Annotated in this window: 15 protein-coding genes and 1 pseudogene; 5 read left to right on the top strand and 11 right to left on the bottom strand. The window is 45.7% G+C overall.

Features of this window, described 5'->3' with window-relative positions; all coding sequences use genetic code 11:
- Nucleotides 1-67: 67 nt before the first annotated feature.
- A complete protein-coding gene (locus tag HQN90_RS17760; protein WP_173221291.1) occupies nucleotides 68-736 on the bottom strand; it encodes an HAD family hydrolase in 669 nt (222 codons plus the stop codon).
- 269 nt (nucleotides 737-1,005) lie between these two features.
- On the opposite strand from HQN90_RS17760, the gene nagB reads away from it, so the two are divergent.
- The 3 genes from nagB (at nucleotide 1,006) to HQN90_RS17745 (ending at nucleotide 4,056) form a co-directional block, all read left to right on the top strand.
- Complete coding sequence (nagB, locus tag HQN90_RS17755; RefSeq protein ID WP_173221076.1) at nucleotides 1,006-1,734, top strand: glucosamine-6-phosphate deaminase; 729 nt, start codon at nucleotides 1,006-1,008, stop codon at nucleotides 1,732-1,734.
- On the top strand, nucleotides 1,731-2,906 hold the full coding sequence (gene nagA, locus HQN90_RS17750; RefSeq protein WP_173221074.1) for an N-acetylglucosamine-6-phosphate deacetylase: 1,176 nt from the start codon (nucleotides 1,731-1,733) through the stop codon (nucleotides 2,904-2,906). Before nagB ends, nagA begins: the two co-directional genes overlap by 4 nt.
- A gap of 394 nt (nucleotides 2,907-3,300) precedes the next feature.
- Complete coding sequence (locus tag HQN90_RS17745) at nucleotides 3,301-4,056, top strand: YdcF family protein (RefSeq protein WP_173221072.1); 756 nt, start codon at nucleotides 3,301-3,303, stop codon at nucleotides 4,054-4,056.
- A gap of 32 nt (nucleotides 4,057-4,088) precedes the next feature.
- Here HQN90_RS17745 and HQN90_RS17740 read toward each other — a convergent pair whose 3' ends face one another.
- The 5 genes from HQN90_RS17740 to HQN90_RS17720 form a co-directional block, all read right to left on the bottom strand.
- Entirely contained in the window at nucleotides 4,089-4,934 is an 846-nt protein-coding gene (locus HQN90_RS17740; protein WP_173221070.1) for a carbohydrate ABC transporter permease, read from the bottom strand.
- Between the two features lie 3 nt (nucleotides 4,935-4,937).
- Complete coding sequence (locus HQN90_RS17735) at nucleotides 4,938-5,822, bottom strand: ABC transporter permease subunit (RefSeq protein ID WP_173221068.1); 885 nt, start codon at nucleotides 5,820-5,822, stop codon at nucleotides 4,938-4,940.
- A gap of 62 nt (nucleotides 5,823-5,884) precedes the next feature.
- Entirely contained in the window at nucleotides 5,885-7,144 is a 1,260-nt protein-coding gene (locus HQN90_RS17730) for an extracellular solute-binding protein (RefSeq protein ID WP_173221066.1), read from the bottom strand.
- A gap of 96 nt (nucleotides 7,145-7,240) precedes the next feature.
- Nucleotides 7,241-8,851: a response regulator transcription factor gene (locus HQN90_RS17725; protein ID WP_173221064.1), complete on the bottom strand. Its 1,611-nt coding sequence runs from the start codon at nucleotides 8,849-8,851 to the stop codon at nucleotides 7,241-7,243.
- The gene (locus HQN90_RS17720; protein WP_173221062.1) at nucleotides 8,826-10,418 is read right to left on the bottom strand and encodes a sensor histidine kinase; all 1,593 of its coding nucleotides are present in this window, start codon (nucleotides 10,416-10,418) and stop codon (nucleotides 8,826-8,828) included. The genes HQN90_RS17725 and HQN90_RS17720 overlap by 26 nt, the downstream gene beginning before the upstream one ends.
- A 511-nt stretch (nucleotides 10,419-10,929) precedes the next feature.
- On the opposite strand from HQN90_RS17720, the gene HQN90_RS17715 reads away from it, so the two are divergent.
- On the top strand, nucleotides 10,930-12,003 hold the full coding sequence (locus HQN90_RS17715; RefSeq protein ID WP_338042343.1) for a Gfo/Idh/MocA family protein: 1,074 nt from the start codon (nucleotides 10,930-10,932) through the stop codon (nucleotides 12,001-12,003).
- Nucleotides 12,004-12,092: 89 nt separating this feature from the next.
- Here HQN90_RS17715 and HQN90_RS17710 read toward each other — a convergent pair whose 3' ends face one another.
- From HQN90_RS17710 to HQN90_RS17695, 4 genes are all read right to left on the bottom strand, one after another.
- Nucleotides 12,093-12,581 (bottom strand): DUF4334 domain-containing protein, encoded by a 489-nt coding sequence (locus HQN90_RS17710; protein WP_216855353.1) that lies wholly within the window; start codon nucleotides 12,579-12,581, stop codon nucleotides 12,093-12,095.
- Between the two features lie 76 nt (nucleotides 12,582-12,657).
- Nucleotides 12,658-14,370, bottom strand: coding sequence for a hypothetical protein (locus HQN90_RS17705; RefSeq protein WP_173221058.1), 1,713 nt, complete (start codon nucleotides 14,368-14,370; stop codon nucleotides 12,658-12,660).
- A gap of 53 nt (nucleotides 14,371-14,423) precedes the next feature.
- A complete protein-coding gene (locus tag HQN90_RS17700) occupies nucleotides 14,424-15,680 on the bottom strand; it encodes an efflux RND transporter periplasmic adaptor subunit (RefSeq protein WP_173221055.1) in 1,257 nt (418 codons plus the stop codon).
- 49 nt (nucleotides 15,681-15,729) lie between these two features.
- Complete coding sequence (locus HQN90_RS17695) at nucleotides 15,730-18,840, bottom strand: efflux RND transporter permease subunit (RefSeq protein WP_173221053.1); 3,111 nt, start codon at nucleotides 18,838-18,840, stop codon at nucleotides 15,730-15,732.
- Nucleotides 18,841-19,143: 303 nt separating this feature from the next.
- Here HQN90_RS17695 and HQN90_RS17690 point away from each other — a divergent pair, with 303 nt between their 5' ends.
- Nucleotides 19,144-20,040 (top strand): TetR/AcrR family transcriptional regulator, encoded by an 897-nt coding sequence (locus tag HQN90_RS17690; RefSeq protein WP_173221051.1) that lies wholly within the window; start codon nucleotides 19,144-19,146, stop codon nucleotides 20,038-20,040.
- 277 nt (nucleotides 20,041-20,317) lie between these two features.
- On the opposite strand, the pseudogene HQN90_RS17685 reads toward HQN90_RS17690, so the two are convergent.
- Nucleotides 20,318-20,704: pseudogene (locus HQN90_RS17685) on the bottom strand (manganese catalase family protein); the annotation flags it as partial.
- Between the last annotated feature and the right edge of the window lie 24 nt (nucleotides 20,705-20,728).

Genomic DNA, 20,728 nt, shown 5'->3' with positions numbered 1-20,728 from the left:
GCACCTTATCTATCAATGTGATAACAGTGTATGCCCAGTCAACCGCGTTTGCGACTAACTCGCTGAATTACAAATAGTCCAGCAGCTCGGCAAAGCTGCGGATGCGGATATGTGCCCCTTCCAGCTCCCCGGACTCGCGAAACCCGGCATAATCGCAGGCGGCCACTGTCAAGCTATTGCGAAGACCTGCCTCCACATCAGATGAACGGTCTCCCACCATCCAAGCGGACTGAATCCCATGCGTATCAAGGAGGATTTGGACCAAATCCACTTTGGACTTCGTTTGATATTGTCCCGCGCTGTACAAGCCTTCAAATAGATGTCCAAGTCCCTTGGCCTCAATAACCTGACGCACATAATCCTCCAGCCCATTGCTTGCCACAAAAAGACGAATCCCTTTGTCGCGCAGAGCTTGCAAAGTTTCTGCGACGCCTTCATACATAACGCCATGTCCTTGCTGCAAGCCATCCATTTGATACTGCAGCAGCAGCTTGTCCGCTGCCCTGCGCGTTTCAATAGAAGCTTCCGGCATAACTCTAATCCAAATATGCTCTAGAAGCATGCCCAGTGCTCCAAGAATACGCTCTTCCGGCGGCGTTTCCCCGGCGAAGAGCCCTTTGGCTCTAAGCTCATCAAATGTAGCATGATAAGCAGGAAGAAGCAGTGTTTCCGTTTGAAACAACGTTCCATCTAAGTCAAAAAGCATCGCTTCGGGTTGTTTTCTCTGAATACTCATCATCCAGCTCCTTCTCTTCTCATGAAGCATTTTCATATTTCAAATGAATGTAATGATCTTAGTTAAGAATGGCAAACATACCCATGTAAGTCAATGTTCATATTTGGCAAAAAGCCTGTTGCCGAGACGTTAAATTTCAGTTATGATTGAAATGTGAATAATTACTTCTTAAAATGATTTTTTTATGCAAAATAGCTTCAAAACCAAATAAATAAACTTGCAAGATTTCCTAATCCAATTCTGTCTCTAAGAAAGTGAGGAACACCATCATGAATCTTCATATTTTCCAAAATCAACAAGAGCTTAACGAGGCCGGAGCCGGCATTATTACTTCGCTTGTCCAAATGCAGCCCAAAGCTGTCCTTGGCTTAGCGACGGGTGGAACACCTGTCGGCATCTACGAAGAACTCGTTAAAGCCTATAATAAAGGTCGTGTAAGCTTCAAAGGCGTTACGACATTTAACTTGGATGAGTACGTCGGCTTGCCGGCCGATCATTCCGAGAGCTACCGTACCTACATGCAGCAGCATCTGTTCAACCATATCGACCTGCCTGCGGCACAAGCTCACATTCCTAATGGAAATGCCGTTGATTTAGAAGCGGAATGCGCACATTATAATGAGCTTCTGGAAGAAGCCAAGCAAATTGATTTGCAAATTCTGGGCCTTGGCCATAACGGGCATATCGGCTTTAACGAGCCGGATGATTCCTTGGTCAGCGGTACACACCGTGTCGAGCTGAAAGACGAAACCCGTGAAGCCAATGCGCGCTACTTCAACACGATTGACGAAGTTCCAACGCATGCCTTAACGATGGGGGTTGGTACAATTTTGAAAGCCAAAACCATCCTATTGATCGTTCGTGGCGCTGACAAAGCAGAAATCGTTCATCGCGCACTAACAGGCCCGATTACAACAGAAATTCCCGCAACTCTTCTGCAAACACACCCTCACCTTGTCGTACTTCTGGATGCTGAGGCTGGGAGGTTATTCGAATGAGCGAACGCGTCATCACGGGAGCTAAGATCGTAACCGAACAGGGCATTATCGAGCATGGTTTTATTCATATCCAAGATGGCGTAATTGCTTCAATCGGGGACATGTCTGCATGGGATTCCCGTGCGGTCAGCCCTGATGCCGTACTCCTTGATGCACAGGGCAGCTGGCTCTTGCCAGGCTTCATTGATGTTCATGTGCATGGCGGATACGGTGCTGATTTCATGGATGCCAGTCCCGAAACGCTGGATACGATTACTCGGTTTCACGCGCTTCATGGAACAACAGGCATGCTTGCTACAACGATGACGGCAACTCGCGAAGATATTGACCGCGTGCTGGGCGAAGTCGACCGCTATATCCAGCAGCCAATGCCCTATGCGCAGCTTCTTGGCGTGCATATGGAAGGGCCTTTCATCTCGCCCAAGTGGGCGGGCGCACAGGATCCCAAGCTCATGGTGACGCCGCAGCTCCCATGGCTGGAAGACTGGAACGAGCGCTACCCGCAGCTCGTCAAGCAGTTGACCTTGGCCCCCGAACGTGAAGGGGGCCTCGCTTTGATCGCGTGGCTGCGCGATCACGGTATCGTTGCCGCCTGCGGCCACACCGACGCGACCTATGCCGACATTCAGTCGGCTGTTCGCGAGGGGCTCTCGCATGCGGTGCACACCTTCAACGCGATGAAGCCGCTGCATCATCGCGAGCCTGGAACCGTCGGTGCCGTCCTCACCGACACCCGCATCAGCGCCGAAATCATCGCTGACGGCCATCACGTGCACCCAGCAGCGATTCGCCTGCTGACCATGGTGAAGCAGCCGCATGGCTTGCTGCTGATCACGGACGCGATGTCCGCCGCGGGGCTTGGCGACGGCGAGTACGAGCTTGGCGGGCAAGCCGTAACCGTACAGTCGGGCGTTGCCCGGCTGACGGAAGGGGTTGGCGCGCTCGCCGGCAGTACGCTGACGATGATCGAAGCGCTCCGGTTTATGGTGCGCGAGGTTGGCGTCAGCATTGAAGAGGCAAGCCGCTACGCTAGCGGCAACCCTGCGCGGCTGCTCGGCCTGGCTTCGACGCATGGCTCGATTGCGCAAGGCAAACAGGCTGACTTATTGCTGGTCAGCCCGGAACTAGCCATCGAACAAGTATGGATTCGAGGCAATGAAATCAAACATTAGCCTGTTCAGAAAGATGATGGGGCTTCCAGATCAGTTCAGTTCAGTTCACCCGTGTGTAAAAGCCTGCAAAAATACAGGAGTTTCCGGACGAATTCGGTTAAAAAGTGGAAATGCCTGCAATTGTGCAGGCATTTTTATCTTTTTCAGCCGCTCATCCAGAAAAAGCCTCAAAAGCCTGCACAAATGCAGGAATTTAATCGTTGAGGCTATTCCATGAGCAAAAAAGATGCATAATTGCAGGTTTAGAGAAAGCAACTGGAGCTGTCCCTCAAGTAGGGTTATCTACTTATGGGACAGCCTCTTCGCATTTGAGCTTTTGTAAACAGGCAGGAAATGAGCGGTTTATGTCGAACATGCTAGCTAGCCTTGTGCTAGGAAGGAATTGGACACGACTATGATCTATCTTATCAAAATAGCCTACACCTTACTTTTCCCACCGGGAATTATCATTCTCCTGCTGCTCTGCATCGCTATATGGCTGAAGCAAAAATCAGAATACTTCAGCGCTCTTCTTGTGGGACTAGCTGCCATGATTCTATGCGTGAGTGCGATGCCGGCTTTCAGCAATGCCTTGCTGCAGTCCATTGAAAATAGGTATACCCCACCGGAGCGCGTTGCCGGGGACGTCCTTGTAATGTTAACTGGAGGAGCAACCTTAGATACTCCCGACCCGCTCACGCACGGGAGCGGGTATCTAACAGCTACCACCGCCGCTCGTGTGCTGACAGTTGCTGAGCTTTACCAAAGCACGAAGCTGCCGATCCTGCTCTCTGGCGGCCAAGTATTCAGTGACTCCGGCAATGAGTCGCAGATTGCGAAGCGGCATCTGCTAGCCCTCGGCATACCGGAATCCGCGATTACCATGGATGACACGAGTCGCAATACGGAAGAAAATGCGCTGCATACGCAGGCGCTTCTCTCCCAGCACGGCTGGAAGCAGCCGGTTCTCATCACATCGGCTTTCCATATGCCCAGATCCGTGAAGCAATTCCAAAAACTAAAAATCGAAGTCCTGCCCTTCCCGACCGATTATATTTCCCAGCAGCAGCAAGACCTCGCTGTTAGCAAATTCATCCCTTCTTCCGGCGGCTTAGCCAATACGTCACTCGCTTTGAAGGAGTTTGTTGGCCTGTTTGCCGCAAGGAACTAATTAGGCTTCACCGCTCAGTCGCAGCCTGATCTTTATTCTTTTACCCCCCCGACAGTCATTCCTTGAACAAGAAACTTCTGAAAAACGATGGCAATCAGCAGCGGAGGCAATGACGCAAGTACGCCTCCTGTTGCCACCATGCCAAAATCAACCGCGTTTTTGCCGCTAAATTCAGAAATGGCTACCGAGATCGTTTTCGCATCGAGTGTCGAGGTGAATAGGAGCGAGAAAAAGAATTCGTCCCAAGATAATAAAAATACAAAGATCATCGTAGCAAGAATGCCAGGGCGCACGATTGGCACTACGACCAATACGAGCATTTGCATCCGGCTGCAGCCATCCAGCGCGGCAGCTTCATAGAAATCTTTGGATAGCTGCTTGAAATAGCTTTGCATAATCCAAATGACAAAAGGAATGGCGAACGTTAAATCAAGGATAATCAAGGTTAGCTTCGCATCCAGCATGCCAAGCTTTTGAAACAGGAAGTATAAAGGAATGACAATTACGACGGATGGAATCATATACGTGAATAGAAACATATAAATGAGCTGTTGACGGAAGGCAAATTGAAACCTGGCAAAAGCATGGGCTGCCAGCCCCCCAATGAGAAGAGCAGTAAGCGTAACAGCCACCGCTACGATAAGACTATTTTTCATAGAGATTCGAAAAGCATAGGCCATATCATTATGAGGATTACTAAAAATATCGAGATATCGACTAAACGTAATCCGTCCTGGTATCCACTTTAAGGGCACTTGCTGTAAATCTATTTGATAGGAAATACTTGAAATGAACAGCCATAAGAAGGGGGCCAGGGTACAAACCGCGATTAGAGCAGCGAATACATATTGTACCGTAGATAAGGTTTTACTTTTCATAGGCTAGCTCGCCTCCTCTACTTTAAGCACTTTTACATACACAAAGGTCAGAAGGGCAATAAACATAGCAATTAAATAGGAAAGTGTAGCTCCTTGGGAAAATTGCAGATTGGTAAAGGATTGAATATAAGCTTTGTAAATGACTACCATGGTGCCGTTCGAAGGTCCGCCTTGGGTGAGCGCATAAATCAAATCAAATACTTTAAACGATTCCATCGTTCTCATGACGATCAAGACAAGCACCGTGGGCTTTAGATAGGGAAGCGTCAGAACAAAAAATCTGTGAAAAAGACCTGCTCCATCCATGCTGGCCGCTTCATAGACACTTTTATTCGTCATCTGCAGCGATGCTAGAAAAAATATGCAAACAAAAGGAGTCATCTTCCATACATCCGCCAGGATAACCATATTCATAGCTGTCCAAGGGCTGCTAAGCCATGAGTGATAGGACGTCATCACGTGAAGCTGAACCAAGAGCGCGTTCAAAGCCCCGTATTCAGGATGAAAGATCCACTTCCACATCGCGGCATTCACAATCGTCGGAACAGCCCAAGGCAAAATAATAATGGAACGCAAGAAAGCTATTCCACGAATATTCTCATTTAGAAGAAGGGCAACGAGCAAGCCGAGCACAAGTTCAAGCACAATTGAGATCGAGGAAAAATAAGCGGTTTTGCCAAATGAAGCCCACACCGAAGAATCGGTCAAAGCATGCGTGTAATTATGAATGCCAACAAATTGCCCCTGACTGGCCGAGGTTAATTCCATGTTCTTGAGACTATAAATAAACGTTTGTATCAACGGAAACAGTACAATGCCGAATACTAATACAAAAGCCGGTAATATCGTTATGACTGCAAAACGTCTGTCACTCCATCTATTTCTCACCCTGCTGTCCTCCTGCCCGAATAATGCTAAGGGGGAAGCTGATCTTCCCCCTTAGCGCTGATCTATTTGCCTGCAATCTCTAACGCTTTGGCTTGCAGCTTATCCAGTGACTCTTTGGGCGTCACCTTATCAAATAGCGCTTGCTGCACCGAAACCTGCATTTCGGTTGATAGCTGTCCGTACCAAGGAATGACCGGGCGATTCACGATATATTCATATTGTGTTTTGGATACGTTGATCAATTCCGGATTCGTCGCAATGACATCTTTATCCGCAAATAACGACTTCCAAATGGGCAGTGCATCTTTGGCATGCTTTTTCTGAAAATCCTTGGAAGCCATGAATTGAATGTATTTCCAAGTTTCATCCGGATTTTTACTATCTTTGGCAATGGATAGTCCCATTCCGCCGTTAGCTGTGGCACTCACGACTTTGGCCGTTCCGGGAACCATGGCAATCCCCACTTTATCGACAACTTTGGATTCCTTAGGATCGTTAGCCATACCGAACATATAGGTCCAGTTCAGAGCAAATGCCGCTTTGCCGCTGGAAAAAACACCCCTGACATCTTCTTCCAAGTACTCAGGAGAGCTTGGGTTAGTGAGCTTGTCTTTCATCGATTGTCGCATGAAGGAAAGTGCCTCCACATTCGCCGGAGCGTTCAAGCTTGGCTTCCCATCCTTGACCAACTCGCCTCCGAAGGACGCGCTCAGCAGCGTGAAATCAACCGCAAGCGCCTCAGCTTGCTTCCACGACCAGACGATCGGATACTCGACAATATTTTTATCCTTCAATATCTTCGAATCTGCGATTAATTCATCCCATGTTTTCGGCGGTGAGCTGATGCCTGCTTGTGTGAGCATTTCTTTGTTATAAAATAAATATTTGACATCATTAAGCCAAGGCATCCCATACAGCTTGTTCTCGTACTGCATGGCACTGAGTGCGCCATCAAAAATATCTTTGCGATCCGCATCGGAAACTTTATCCGTCACCTCTTTGAGTAAATTCGCTTTGACGAATTTCGCTGTCCAAGGAGCATCAATTAATACCGCATCATAACTGCCGTTCGAGACCAGGATTTTCTGCTCCAAGGCTTCGTAAGGAACGAAAGTTGCCTCCACTTTAATATTTGGATTTGCTTTGATGAAAGCATCTGTTGCTTCATTGATCGCATCTTCGCTATAACCCGCTTGCTTCATAAAAAGCGCTTTAATCGTCACGCTTTTCGGTTTAGCAACCTCATCTTTCCCGGTTACACACCCAGCCAATACGCTCGAAAGTAAAAGCGCTGAAACAATTACAGATAATGATTTCTTCATTAAACAACCCCCTAAATGTATGTACTTTGTATAAATCGGTGTTGTAAACATCATATAACGAAGGAGATTTTCAGGACATTTACGATTTTGACTGAATTATGGACGATCTTGACTTCTAAAATGACTTTTCTTGAACTCCGTCGGATTCGTCCCGTACGTCTTATTGAATAGGCGATTGAAATAAAATTGGTCGGAAATTCCGATAAGCTCCGAAACGGACTTGACACTAAGGTCTGGATTTTTCAATAATTCCTTGGCCTTTTCCATGCGCAGCTCATTGAGAAAATGGACGATCGTTCTGCCTGTTTCCGTTTTGAATAGCCGCGCCAAATAGCTTTCATTCATATTCACTTCATTCGCCATCATCCCCAGCGTAATTTTCTGATCCATATGCTTCAGCATGAATTCAATAACAGTGCGGATTTCTTTGCGGTATTTGGGCGATGAAGGGATCGCATATTGTCTGAAATAACCCACAGCTTGCACGAAAGCCGTTCTGAAATCAATGAAGTTCTCAGCTTTCTCCAGCTGCTTCCTGTCCTGCTCGGGCAGAACATGGTACTCATGCTGCGCACTGGCTGATTCCCATTCATCGATTAATGCAATAATCGTTTTTTGGAATTGAGCAGGATGAACACATCGTTGTTCCGCGTCCTGATAGATGTTATCCAAGCAATCGATAAGTCCTTCCATGGCTCCTAACTGAATGTGCTTCCTCATCTCCTCCAATTGGGACGGGAGAATGGCTTTGCCGGTATTAAACGCAGCCTCACGGGCATGGAACACAAGTGAGTGATGCTTATAGAAACGCAGCCCAGCAGCACATTTGCAAGCCAAGTAAGCTTCTCGTACTTGCAGCAGCCCTGCAAAGGGATTGCTTATCACAATATTCACGGCAAGGTTGAGATATAGCTGAAGCATTTCGGTAATTCGTTTAGCCAGCTGCATCTTGCCTGCATCGCTTTCATACTTGCGATGATTCGGCAAAATAACGAAATAATCGCGATCACTAATTTCCGAAAATTCCATAAAAAAAGAATCACTAACCAGCTCCGAAATGATGTTGCAGATCGAGAAATTCAAGGACTGTCTATTCGTCCATTTGCCGCTGCCCATCGTTTTATCATAGGCATCTATCGTGATATACAATAAAAAGCTTTGCTCAGTGTCGATCTGAATGTGCAGCTTTTGCGCTTGCATCATCGTTTCTCGTTCTGACAAATAATTGTCGTAAACCAACTCGCGAAAGAAATTTTTCCGGGCCAGCATCAAATTTTCAACTTGAGCTACGGCCTTTTGCCTTTGAATTTCTTTGTTTTCCTTCTCCGACGTCAGCTCGTTGGCTGCCTTTTGCAAAATATCCAGCAAATCATCCGGCTTCAAGGTCACCTTCAACAAGTAGTCCAAGGCGCCAAGTTTCATTGCTTCGCGTACCAAGCTGTATTCCCCGTGATTGCTCAGCACAATAATTTTCCCTTGGAAATGCGTGATTTCCCGCAGCTTCTGAATAAGCTCAAGTCCATTTATTTTGGGCATCTGCAGATCTGTAATGAGAATATCGGGATCATGCTGCTTGACCATAGCCAGAGCTGCTTCCCCGTCATCTGCCGCTCCTATCCACTCATACCCATGCTGCTCCCAAGGAATCATCATTTTCAAGCCTATCCGCATAATTTTTTCATCATCCACCACAAGCACTTTGATCATCCCTGCTACCTCCAGTCGCATTAAAAGGCATCGTCAAACTAACCTTCGTGCCCACACCTATTTCACTATGAATCTGAAGGCCATACTCTTCGCCAAAATGCAGCTTGATCCGCTCGTTGACATTCGATATCCCGATATTGGAAAGCCGCTGCTCCGCTTGATTCACCGAATCCAGCAATTTCAGAGCCTGCTGCATTGGCATGCCTTTACCGTTATCTTGAACAGTAATTTCGATCCGGTTTCCCTGCTTTTGGGCCCCGATCCTAATCTTATTATCAGCATTGTTTTCATCCAGCCCATGAATAATCGAATTCTCAACAATCGGCTGTAAAATAAATTTCAAAACGCGGCTGTTCATTAAACCATCTTCAATCTGATAGTCAATTTCATACAGCGCTCCAAATCGAAGTCTTTGAATCACCATATAATTCTCAATGTTTTTCAGTTCTTCGGACAAAGAAATCATTTCTTTGCGATTAACAATCGTATTCCGAAGCAGCTCTGCAAGCGCACTTAGGCCGTCGCTTACGTTGGTCGCTTGATTCAATACAGCTGTCCATTTGAGAGAATTTAATGTATTAAACAAAAAGTGCGGGTTAATTTGCGCCTGAAGCATCTGAAGCTCAATCTCTCTCTTCTTAATCTGCTCTTCCTTCGTATGTTCCACCAAATCACTGATTTGCTCAACCATGGTGTTGAATTTCCCCGATAAGAAGCCAATCTCATCCTTCCCAACGTCTTCATTGCTCGTCTGTAAATTCCCCGAAGCTACATTCTTCATGGAGTGGGTTAATTGGTGAAGCGGCTTCGAAATGCTGCCCGAAATGACAAAAGTTAAGAGAAGGGAAACTAGAAAACACACAACGCAAACCATCAGCAGGTAAGGCAAGATAGACCTGGATTCTTTATTCAAATAGGAGGAGGGAATCGTCGTGACGAGATACCACCCAGCCGCAGAGTCATAAGAAAAAGCAACCAAAGCTGTGTTGTCCTTTATTTTGGCAGTAAAAGCACGCTGGCCTTCCTTCTCGTTCAAAGCAATTTGGTTCATCAGACTGCGTTCACTCAGCTTAACCCCCACAGGAATTGCCGCACTTCTTGAGGAGAGCACACTGCCCGCAGTATCAATCATAAACAGATCTGCTCCCTCCCCCATGTTGACATCCTCATAGATATCTCGGGAGTACAAGCTTTCCTTTATCGCGATAAACACATAGCCGATCGTATGAAACCAATTGGAGCGCGAGTGAATCTCCCTCGCAAGTACAATACAATCGACCCCATTAACAGTCACAACATGCGTCCAAATATCGTTGCCCTTATGATCGTTAATCTGCTTCACTAGAGGTGCTATATCATCAGGGCGCAGCTTATCATAACCCAAATCATAAACCAGCTCTTTGGATGAATTATAAATCTGCAAAGACTTCATATAATCCAGCATTTTACGGCCGCTAAAAGTTTGGTTTACCTCATAATACGTGTCCATAACCGCCTGATGATCGATTAGGGTAGCATTCTGCAGGTTCGTTTGAACCAGATTATTCGTTATCACTTGATCGCTCAAATATTGGATCTTCCGATTCTCCCTGTTGATTTCATCGCGAACTTGATCCAAAATTTGCAGAGAATAGGCACTAATCTTAGAGTTGATGGAATGGATTGACTTGGTATAAACAATCAAAGAGGTCGTTATTAACGGTAGGAGGGAAACAAGCAGAAATGAGGCAATTAACCGATTCTTAATTTGTGATTTGCGAAGCAGGCTGACAATGAATACCCAAATGTTCCGTTTCTGTTTTATGCTGCGTACGATGCCGATCCTCCCCTTATCATAATGCAGTTAAGTAGAGTGATTAAAATTAAAGGGCTTTAACTTTTGGTGTTAAAAAAGAGAGGAATCGAAATTCCCATATAGGTGAAGTTTACCACAGCTATATATAAAATCAAGGCTCATCTTATCGATAGAGGGTGAAATGGCGCTATCAATTCAACCATAAATAAATACATCCCCAGAAATGAATTTATGTAATACAATAGTTGTAAAAACGCGTTTCATGATAAAAGGAGGAATCCATGTGGCTATCACATTCGCTATCGTCGGAGGCGGTTGGCGAGCAGCTTTTTTTATGCGCATCGTACAAGCGCTTCCGGATCGTTTTGAGGTTTGCGGCGTTGTCGTACGCAATGAGGAGAAAGGACGGGCATTCGAGGAGCAATGGGGCGTGCCAACGTTCCGAACGACCGAAGACTTATTGAAGGCTGCTTCCCCTTCTTATGTTGTTCTTTCGGTTCCCGTGGCACAGACGCCGGCATTGATCAAACAATTCGTGCATGAAGGGATTCCCGTCCTGACTGAAACACCGCCTGCGGCGGATCTGGAGCAGCTCAATCAGCTCTATCAAGACATCGGACCAGCTGCCAAGGTGCAGGTGGCAGAGCAGTATGCATTCCAGCCGCTGCATGCTGCGCGCATTGCTATCGCGCAGTCCGGCATGCTGGGCACCGTTAGCCAAGCGCAAGTGTCCGCCGCCCATGGCTATCATGGCATCAGCATCATGCGCAGTCTCCTTGGCATTCGCTTTGAAAATGCGCGAATTCGGGGTTACAGCTTCGCTTCTCCGATCGTTAGCGGGCCTAACCGTGAGGGCGACCCCGTTGCAGAGAAGACAGCCATCTCGAAGCAAGTAATCGCTCACCTCGAATTTGGGGACAAGCTGGGTGTATTTGATTTCACCGCTGATCAATATTTTTCATGGATTCGTTCGGAGCGAGTACTCGTGCGTGGAGATAAAGGAGAAATCAGCAACAAGAGGGTAGCTTATTTACAAGACTTTCAGACGCCCATAGAGATGGAGCTTAGGCGGCTGAATGCAGGGGAATACGGCAACCTTGAAGGCTATTATCATAAAGGCATTTTGGCTGGCGACAAGTGGGTTTATCGCAATCCTTTCCAGCCTGGGCGTTTGACAGACGACGAGATTGCGATTGCGACCTGCCTTCAGAAAATGGGTGAATACGTGCAAGGTGGACCAAGCTTTTACAGCCTAGCGGAAGCGGCTCAGGATCACTATCTTGGCATGATGATCACCCTTGCGGCTGATTCGGGGGAAACCGTTCAAACGACCAAACAATCATGGGCATCCGTTTAAGCTTTTCATCCAAACCAAATACCCCCTAAGGTACCACGCATGCAAAGTGGCCACTTTAGGGGGCAAATGGAAGCATTATCAAGTTTCAATTATCCACGTTCTAAATAATAGAAATAAGGCTTTGCCATCCATTTAGAATCCATAACCCCAAGAAGAAGTTTATCATTTACTTTTCTATAATGGTCGATAACCGGCAGGTTATCATAGAGCATTGCCGCGCTCACTTTGTTTCTATATTCGACCTTTCTCATTCGCGCGCTGGGTCGATCAGTCGCCACAATCGTACGCGTCGTGAACGCCTGTACAGGATCTCCTGAAAAAACCGTCCCATCTTCTTTAAAAAAGAGCAGGGGATGTACGTTATCGGGATCAAGAAACTGCTTTCCATACCATTGGCAAGCTGTTAACATGCCATCCAATGGGTGACCCGTAGGAAACTCAGAACCTTCCCACGTCCCTTCCAATGTTTGTAAATCAACGGCTTCTAACTGATCAAAAATTTCGTAAGCAGTATTCACATCTGCTTGTCTATTTCTTACAATTTCCCAAAGACGTTCTTCTATGTTCGTCATCTCCATGCTCCTGCTCCTCAATATCGGAAAGCATCCCCTAAGGTGCTGCCTTAGCAACTAAGCGTTCCGTGCTCCATCCACACTAGTTAAAGCTTCTTAGGAAACGTTTAGCCAAGCCATCTTGAGTTTCTATAACTTCGTATATATTTAGCGTATAGGAATTCGAGACTTGATCTGATGCAATATTGCTTGCATCGATTGTTTGCTTACCGCTGATGAGTTTGTTCACTCCGGTGAAAGGCACATCCTTAGATCCTACCGTACGGCCAAGACCGTCCACGATTTCGAATCTTAGCTTGGAGAAGTTATCATCAACTACGACATTTTCTTTTTGCACGATACCCATATCAAGCTGAATCTTATATGTGTACGTAAGCAGAGGCGTTGTCAAATAGGAAGTTGTTGCCCCTCTGAGATTGATATCAAATGGATATAAGGCGAAGTCCATCCCTGTTCCAGGCGCCAAGGTTTTCGTCCTTACGGCGGCAATCGTCGTTGTGTACGGGGCGGCGGACTGAGCATCCAGCAGCTTCACGACCCAATTGTCTTCATTTTCCGATTGAGGTACTTTGTAAGCGTAGCTGACCACGTAACTTAAACCAGGATTCATCATGGAAGTCACATTCGTTTGTCGTGAGCCTTTATAAGCGACTCCGCTCGTATTGCGCACCTCCGTTTGGAAAGTCGGCATGGCAATCGGAGCGTCACTTGAATTGGTTAGCTTGAATTTTGCGACAACCGTTTTGTAGCCGTCACCCGGGTTGTCATGGAGAGTCAGCTCCATAAGGGCAACTTCTGTCTTGTTGTCAAACACTTTAGACAAAGAATCGATGGCTATACGCTGGCCAATCGTATAAGCTGGGGCAGCGCTTTGATTTTGTGAGGCTTCCGGCCAAACGAGACCGAGCTTCCCCGTATCGAGCCTGACGGGGGTCCCGATAGTCGGCACGAATGTTTCCGTCGATACGACGAGCAGATTAGCAAGAGTGACCCCAATCTCTACCGGTATCACATAATGCAAATACTTTTTCTCGCCTGGTTCTAAGAGAACGGTACCCTTCGCTGCGCTTGTGCCCTGATATGTTTTACTTTCGGATTGGGCATCCAACCGAAAATCCGGCAGCGTTTCGCGACCAGCTCCCGGATTCTCAACGAGCAACGTAACTACGGCCGTTTGGCCTTCGCTTGTACTTTGCATAGAGACCTCAACGGGTTTATATTGCAACCCCGAATTGACTCCCGGAATGCTGTATGTTTGGCCCCACGCAAGCAATTCCGGCTTATGCAACGAAGCTTTTCCTTGTCCATACCAAACAGCAGTCGGAGTCAGAGAAAGCAGCGTCGTTTCTACTTTCGGATACGTGAATTCATTGACGTCGACGAAAGAGACCTGGTCAATTTGTGTCATTTCTTTGCTATCCACAATGTTCATGTAAGTCAATTCTGCAATCTCCTTAGGCTGCAGGGCTGCTTTATTGCCTACGCTTGGCTTTAATGTATAGACCAAACCGTCCGAAGTGCGAACGCGAAGCTCGTGTTCAGGCACACGATTCTGAGTACTGCCTCCGTTATAAAGTCTGATTGTTGCTGATATTTGCAAGCCGCTCGTTTTGGTTTCAACGGATAAATTTTTGATCGCTGAGCGAATATCGCTCGTTAACCCGTAATTTGCCGCAGATGTGCTTATGGCAGAAGCCGCTGAACTCGAATCTGCCGCATACACCGGAACTCCTGTCTGAATCAGCATCGTTCCCAACATGACAGCCGTCATTCCCGTTTTCCATTGTTTTTTCATAAAATACGCTCCTTATTCTTGTTTCGAAAATCCTGAAGGCTGCAGAAAGCAGATTATTGAACGACTTTCACTTTATCTTTATCCTTTAATTGATGTTGACCCGAGATAATCAATTGTTCGCCTTCTTTAACACCGCTCAGCACTTCTTGGTAAGTCTCTTTAAGTCTGCCTAGCTCAATTTTCCGTTTTTCAACTTGATCTCCTGTGAGCACGTAGACAAATGTGTCGCTGCCCTCGCGTACCACTGTTAGTGAAGGCACAGCAACAACAACCTCATCTTTCTCTTCGGTAAGCAGCACTTGTGCTTTCATACCAGGTTTCAACTTGCGATCAGCATTCGGAACTTCTAGTTCGAGAGAGTAGGATTGCGATTGCGCACTCATAACATCAGCTAGGTACTTCACTTTAGCTTTTGTTCTATCGATTGTATTGGGGACATAGAAAGAAAGCTCAGTCTTGCCACGTATCAACGATGCAGCTGTTTCAGTCAGCTCTGCTTTTATTTTAATAGGATCCATCATTTGAATTTTAGCCGTGTTGAACTCTGGGGAAATCGTCATTCCTGTTTCAACGGGAAAATCAGTAATAACCCCGTCGGCGTTCGCCTTAACCGACATATTTTCTATCGTGCGATCAATCTCCCTTAACGACAAATTTGCGGTCTGAATAGCTTGATCCAATTGAGCCAAAGAATTTGTTTTTTCCAGTGTGCTTAATTTATTTCGCGTATTATCGAGATCTAGCCGAAGGGTTTTCAAGCCAGTCTCCGCCATCTCCAAGTCATTTTTAGTAGCTGTTCCCATATCATAGTCGTTGCGCTTTTTATTATAGCTTTTCTCCGCATCCGTCAAGGTTAACTCCAGCTTGGTGATGCCATTCTTGAGTTCGACCTTCCCGTCTTCCAAATCGCGTCTGGCCTTCGTAAGCTGCTCTTGCGAGCTGGCTAAAGCAACCTGTGTCTTATCTTTCTGAAGAAGGACATCTGTCTGATCGAGCAGGAGAATCACATCCCCTTTTACGACCGAATCTCCACGCTTTTTCAGAATTTCTTGTACGTCACCCCCCGCTTTGGCAATAACGTCAATCTGCAAAGAGGATACAACTTCTGCGACTTGTTCGGTAGGCGCGCTAATGGTTTTCTTCTCGATTGGCGCAGCTTTAACAGTTTTTACAAGCATTTCGTTGGCGCTTGCCAGAAACGGCTCAGCCTGTTTTGCAGTGGAACAGCCAGCCAGCAAGGCAGCACTAATTAAGACTGCACCGGCCAATTTGACGCTATTTGGTATGGACTTCGTAGCTATCAGCTTCATTTGGACGTTTCTCCTTTACCCTTGCATATTGTTTATAATTATTTCTTTATCAGATAGAGGATACGGCAGAAATATCCGTTTGCGTGGAACCTTTTCTCTTGAACAAACGGGCCATTTGCAATTTCGCCTTCTCAATCAATAGATAGATGATGGGAACGACTACTAGTGTCAGTATCGTGGATGTAACGAGACCTCCGATCACGACAACCGACATTCCTTTGGAAATGATCGTTCCGCCTCCTGATAAACCGAGGGCCATCGGAAGCTGCGAAAAGACAGTAGCACCTGCAGTCATAATAATAGGACGCAAACGTGAGATACCTGCCAGAATTAGCGCTTCATGGAGGACATAACCTTCTTCGCGCAGCTGCTGCACACGGTCGATCAATACGATGGCATTCGTAATAACGATACCAATGAGCATCAGGAAGCCGATCATCGATGTGATACTAAGCGGTTCTTTGGTGACAAATAAGCCGACGAAGCCGCCAATAGCCGCAAGCGGCAAGGAAAACATAACAGCAAATGGGGCGCTTGCATTGCCGAACGCAATGACCATGATCAGATATACAATTACAATCGCTGCAGCCATAGCTACAATCAATTGGGTAAAGCTCGCCTGGATATCTTCACTAACCCCTTGCACTTCTCTGCGAATACCATTAGGCAATTCCACGGATTTTAAAGCCGTTGTCAACTTGGACACTACGCCGCCTTTGTCCGTGCTGTCGATTTTCGCTGTCACCTTAACGTACTGCTGCTGCATTTCCCGAGTAATGGAGGCCGGAGCATCTATTTGAGCAGTCTTCGCAACTTCGTTCAAAGCAACAATGGCGCCAGTCGGTGTAGTCAATCGGATACGGCCTATTTCTTCCAATGAGTCTTTAAACTTCTCGTCGATCATAATTTTAGTTGTAAAATTGACATTATCGAATTTGATCTCGCCAATCTCATTCTCCTTAAGCCATTCCGCAACTGTGGAGGTAATCATAGCGGATGACAGCCCATAAATTCTGGCTTTATTCTGATCGACTTTGACCGTAATCTGCATTTTCTTCTCGGACAAACTATCTTTAATTTGATCAAGCTCCGGAAACTCAGCAAGCTTTGTCTTCACAAGCTCGGCGGCTGCCATCAACTGGTTCAGATCGTCACCCTTTAATATATAGGCAAAATCCTCAGCGCTTCCCATTGTACCCGCAAGTGGGGAACCTTCGATCTCAGAACCCTTTGGAACCATATCTTTTATTTTTCCTTTGTACTTGTCGATTGCCTTATTCACATCCACATTGGCTCCGACAGCTGCCACAATCGTTGATTTATAATCAGTTCGTTCACCACTCATGTTGGCTTGATCATACCCAACCATCGCCTCATAGTAGTCAAATTCAGGCTGACCGTTCGTATCCTTGGCTTCGCCAAGCATCTTCTCAATTTCCTTGATCTCCTCATTCATTGAATCGAAAGAGGTTTCCCTTGGCAGCTGCAGCGTAAATAGAATCTGTTTGTTTGAATCGTCTGCAGGTATGAAAGTTGAACCCAGAAATGGTACAGTTCCGCCAATCGATATCACGAAAATGAGTACTGTAGTAATCATGATTTTGATTGGATTATGCAAGGAATAGTTCAAGACTTTCCTATAGAATTCGCCTGATTTGCCAACTGCATTCTCATCGTGATGCTTAATCTTGCTGTTCAAAACAAGCAATTTACTAAGCACCGGAATCATGGTGAGCGCTACGACCAAAGAAGTCAGCATCGCGACGACAATCGTCAGTGAGAACGGACGGAAAACATCACCCAGAATACCGCTGACAAAAGCCATTGGAAGAAATACACCGCATGTCACGAGCGTAGAAGAAGTAATCGCTGAGGCTACCTTCGAGGTTGCTAATAATATGACAGATTCATTTCTTTCGTGCGCTTTCTGCAGCTCGGAGTATATATTCTCAATTACTACGATACTATCGTCGACAACCCGACCTACCGCTACCGTCAAACCCCCTAATGTCATAACATTTAAAGAAAGATCCATATAAGACATAATACTAAGTGTTGTGACAATACTAAGCGGGATGGAAACTAACACCATCAATGTCATTCGAACGTTCCTTAAGAACAGCAAAATCATGACAGACGCAAGAATTGCACCTATGCCGCCTTCTTCGAGCATACCGATTACTGACTTCTTAACATCATTGGCTGAGTTATATACCGTTGAAAATTGAATGTTAGGATATTCCTTCTCCCAATTTGCAAACAAACGGTCTATTTCATTTGCAAATTCGACCGTGTTGGCATCCTTTCCTTTGAATAACGTAAGCCCAATTGCATTATCGTTGTCAAAACGAGTAATATACTCGGAATCCATAATGGCCTCAACTTTGGAAATCTGTTTCAGCAGCACAGTCTGACCGCTAGAGGTCATTATTTTCATATTTTCCAGGTTATAAATGGTATCTAAATCGCTCTCAATCCTCACCGACTGTGTAGTTCCGTTCAAATCAGCCGTACCTGCCGGACTTGTCGCTAACGCAGCTTGAATACTTTGTGTAACAACGCTTGGCGTTAATCCATATGTATTAAGAGCATTCAAATCTAGCTTTAATTTAAGTGTAGCTTCCTGCAAGCCAGCGGAATCGACATGATCGATGCCTTTCATTGTACTTAAAACAGGCTCTACGATATCTTTATAAATACTGTTCAGATCTTCCTGTGTGGTGTTTCCTTTGCCATGCATCGCAGCAAAATATACAGGATAACTGCTGCTGCCAACCTTCGATACCTTCGGTTTATCAGCGCTAGCTGGCAATTTAACGTCCGAGATGGCTCTCTCGATCTCATCAACCGCTTTATCGACGCTAGCATCATTCCGAAGCTCGACGGTAAGCATCGAGTAGTTTTCATTCGACGAAGATGTTACCTTCTTCATCCCTTCGATCCCTACAATCAGCTTCTCAAGCTTCTTTGTAACATCCTCCATCACATCCATAGGTGTTGCCGGGTATACCGTTGTAACAAACACCTGCGGCAGAGAAATATCTGGCATTGCCTCCTGCTTTAAAGTCGTTGCAGAAAAGCTCCCTCCAATGAACAGGAAGATACTGATCAGCAGGACTGCCGAAATGTTTTTCATAGAAAACCTGGTCATTTGGTTCATCTCTATACTCCTTCCGTTTGGTCTCTACAGCAAAATCCTACATGCGAGCACTGCACTAGCTGTCTCATAAATCACTTTGTATGATCCGCCTCCATATTTCTCTTCTTGAATTTAACAAGAATGACCAGTCGGTCATAATTCAATATATTTTATTTTTTCAGAAAAATCAATAAAAATATCTTAAAAAACCATTAAACGAACTAGTCAGTCATTATATTTGACTATTTAGAGTTCTACCTATAAAATAACATCATCGGGATTAATCTACTGATCGGATGTTTAAACTAAGGATGTGAACAGACTATGAACGATAAAAAAATGAAGCTGATCCAAGCCGCCCTTAAATTATTCAGCGAACATGACTATCATACGACCTCAGTGCAGGACATCGTAAGCTTGGCAGGGATCTCTAAAGGTTCTTTTTACCAATATTTTCATTCCAAAGAAGAAGTCTTCACGTCCATTATTTCTTACTATTTCGAAAAGATTACAGCTCCATTGCAAGGTTTGATCGAAGCCGTACCAAAGCTGCCTCCAAAAGAAGTTCTCATCAAAGGTCTCTCTTTTCAGTGCGATCTCATTGTTGAGAACAGGGAGTTATGCAATTTGTTTCTGAAGGGAGTCGCTTGCAATGACTCCTTGATTAACGAAATCGTCATTCAGCATTTTCTGTGGACCAATCGGTGGTTTCAGGAGCGAATAACCGAACTTTACGGACAACAAATCGAACCCCACGCTATGGATTGTGCAGCAATGTTGGACGGAACAATGAAATCCTACTATTTTTTACAGATCACATTTGGCGTTAACTTAAACTCTGCTCAGCTATCTGACTATTTATTTGAGCGGCTCGATGATTGGGTGTACGGTATTCTCCGTAAGCAGAGCGAACCGGTCTTGGACTCTCAGATGATGAAATTGGGCCTATCAGCAAAAATAGATCCATCATTTGACGGATGCATAGACAATATAAGGCAGTGGATCCGATCGAATGTGAAAGAAAGAGCTTTGCTCGATAACATGATTCAATCCATAGAAGCGCTTATTGCTGAAATGCAAAAAGAACAGTGTAATCCGGTCATTGTGCAAGGCATGTACAGCTATCTTAGTTCCTTATCCAAGCCGTATGATCCACTGGTCAAGATGTTAGAAGAGTTCTACGCTTTACACATTCTTAGTGCTCACACTCAGACTACATGACTGGAAAGACCGCATCATTCATCATGGTCAACTGTAACCCACAAGAAAGACACTTAAAAAAGTGACTTTCTTATGGGTCATTTGCGTTTCTAATACGAACTAAGACGAGATTAGAACATGCTAACTTCGACTAGGGCTTGTCCAATAATCTTCTCCACCGAGCCATTGCACCAGTTAATATAGAAAAGCCACAAATAAGAACTCAAATAGCCGCCCTCCAACCGTGAGGATTGAAAGGCGGCAACGCTTCTATAGGGATGGGTGCAGCGTCAAAGCCTCAAAATACCTTCTTCTCCTCCCGGTCATCCTTCAATATTTCAACAGCTTCCCGAAACCGCAAGGAATGCACAATCTCCCGCTCCCGCAGAAATTTCAAACTGTCTTGCAAGTCGACATCATCCGTCAGATCAATCAACCATTGATAGGTAGCCCTCGCTTTCTCTTCCGCAGCAATATCCTCGTAGAGGTCGGCAATCGGGTCTCCCTTGGCTTGTATGTAGGTGGCCGTCCAAGGCACGCCGGAGGCACTCTGATAAAAAAGCGCCTTATCATGAGCGGCGTAATGATCATCTAGGCCAGCTTCCTTCAACTGCTCGAGCGTGGCATCTTTCGTGAGCTTATAAACCATTGTAGCAATCATCTCAAGATGGGCGAATTCCTTAGTACATCATAGATGTAGATGATAGTA

Source organism: Paenibacillus alba (assembly GCF_013204855.1).
Lineage (GTDB): Bacteria > Bacillota > Bacilli > Paenibacillales > NBRC-103111 > Paenibacillus_E > Paenibacillus_E alba.
Note: the sequence above shows the minus strand (reverse complement) of the source record. Positions and strands in the feature narration are given on the sequence as shown.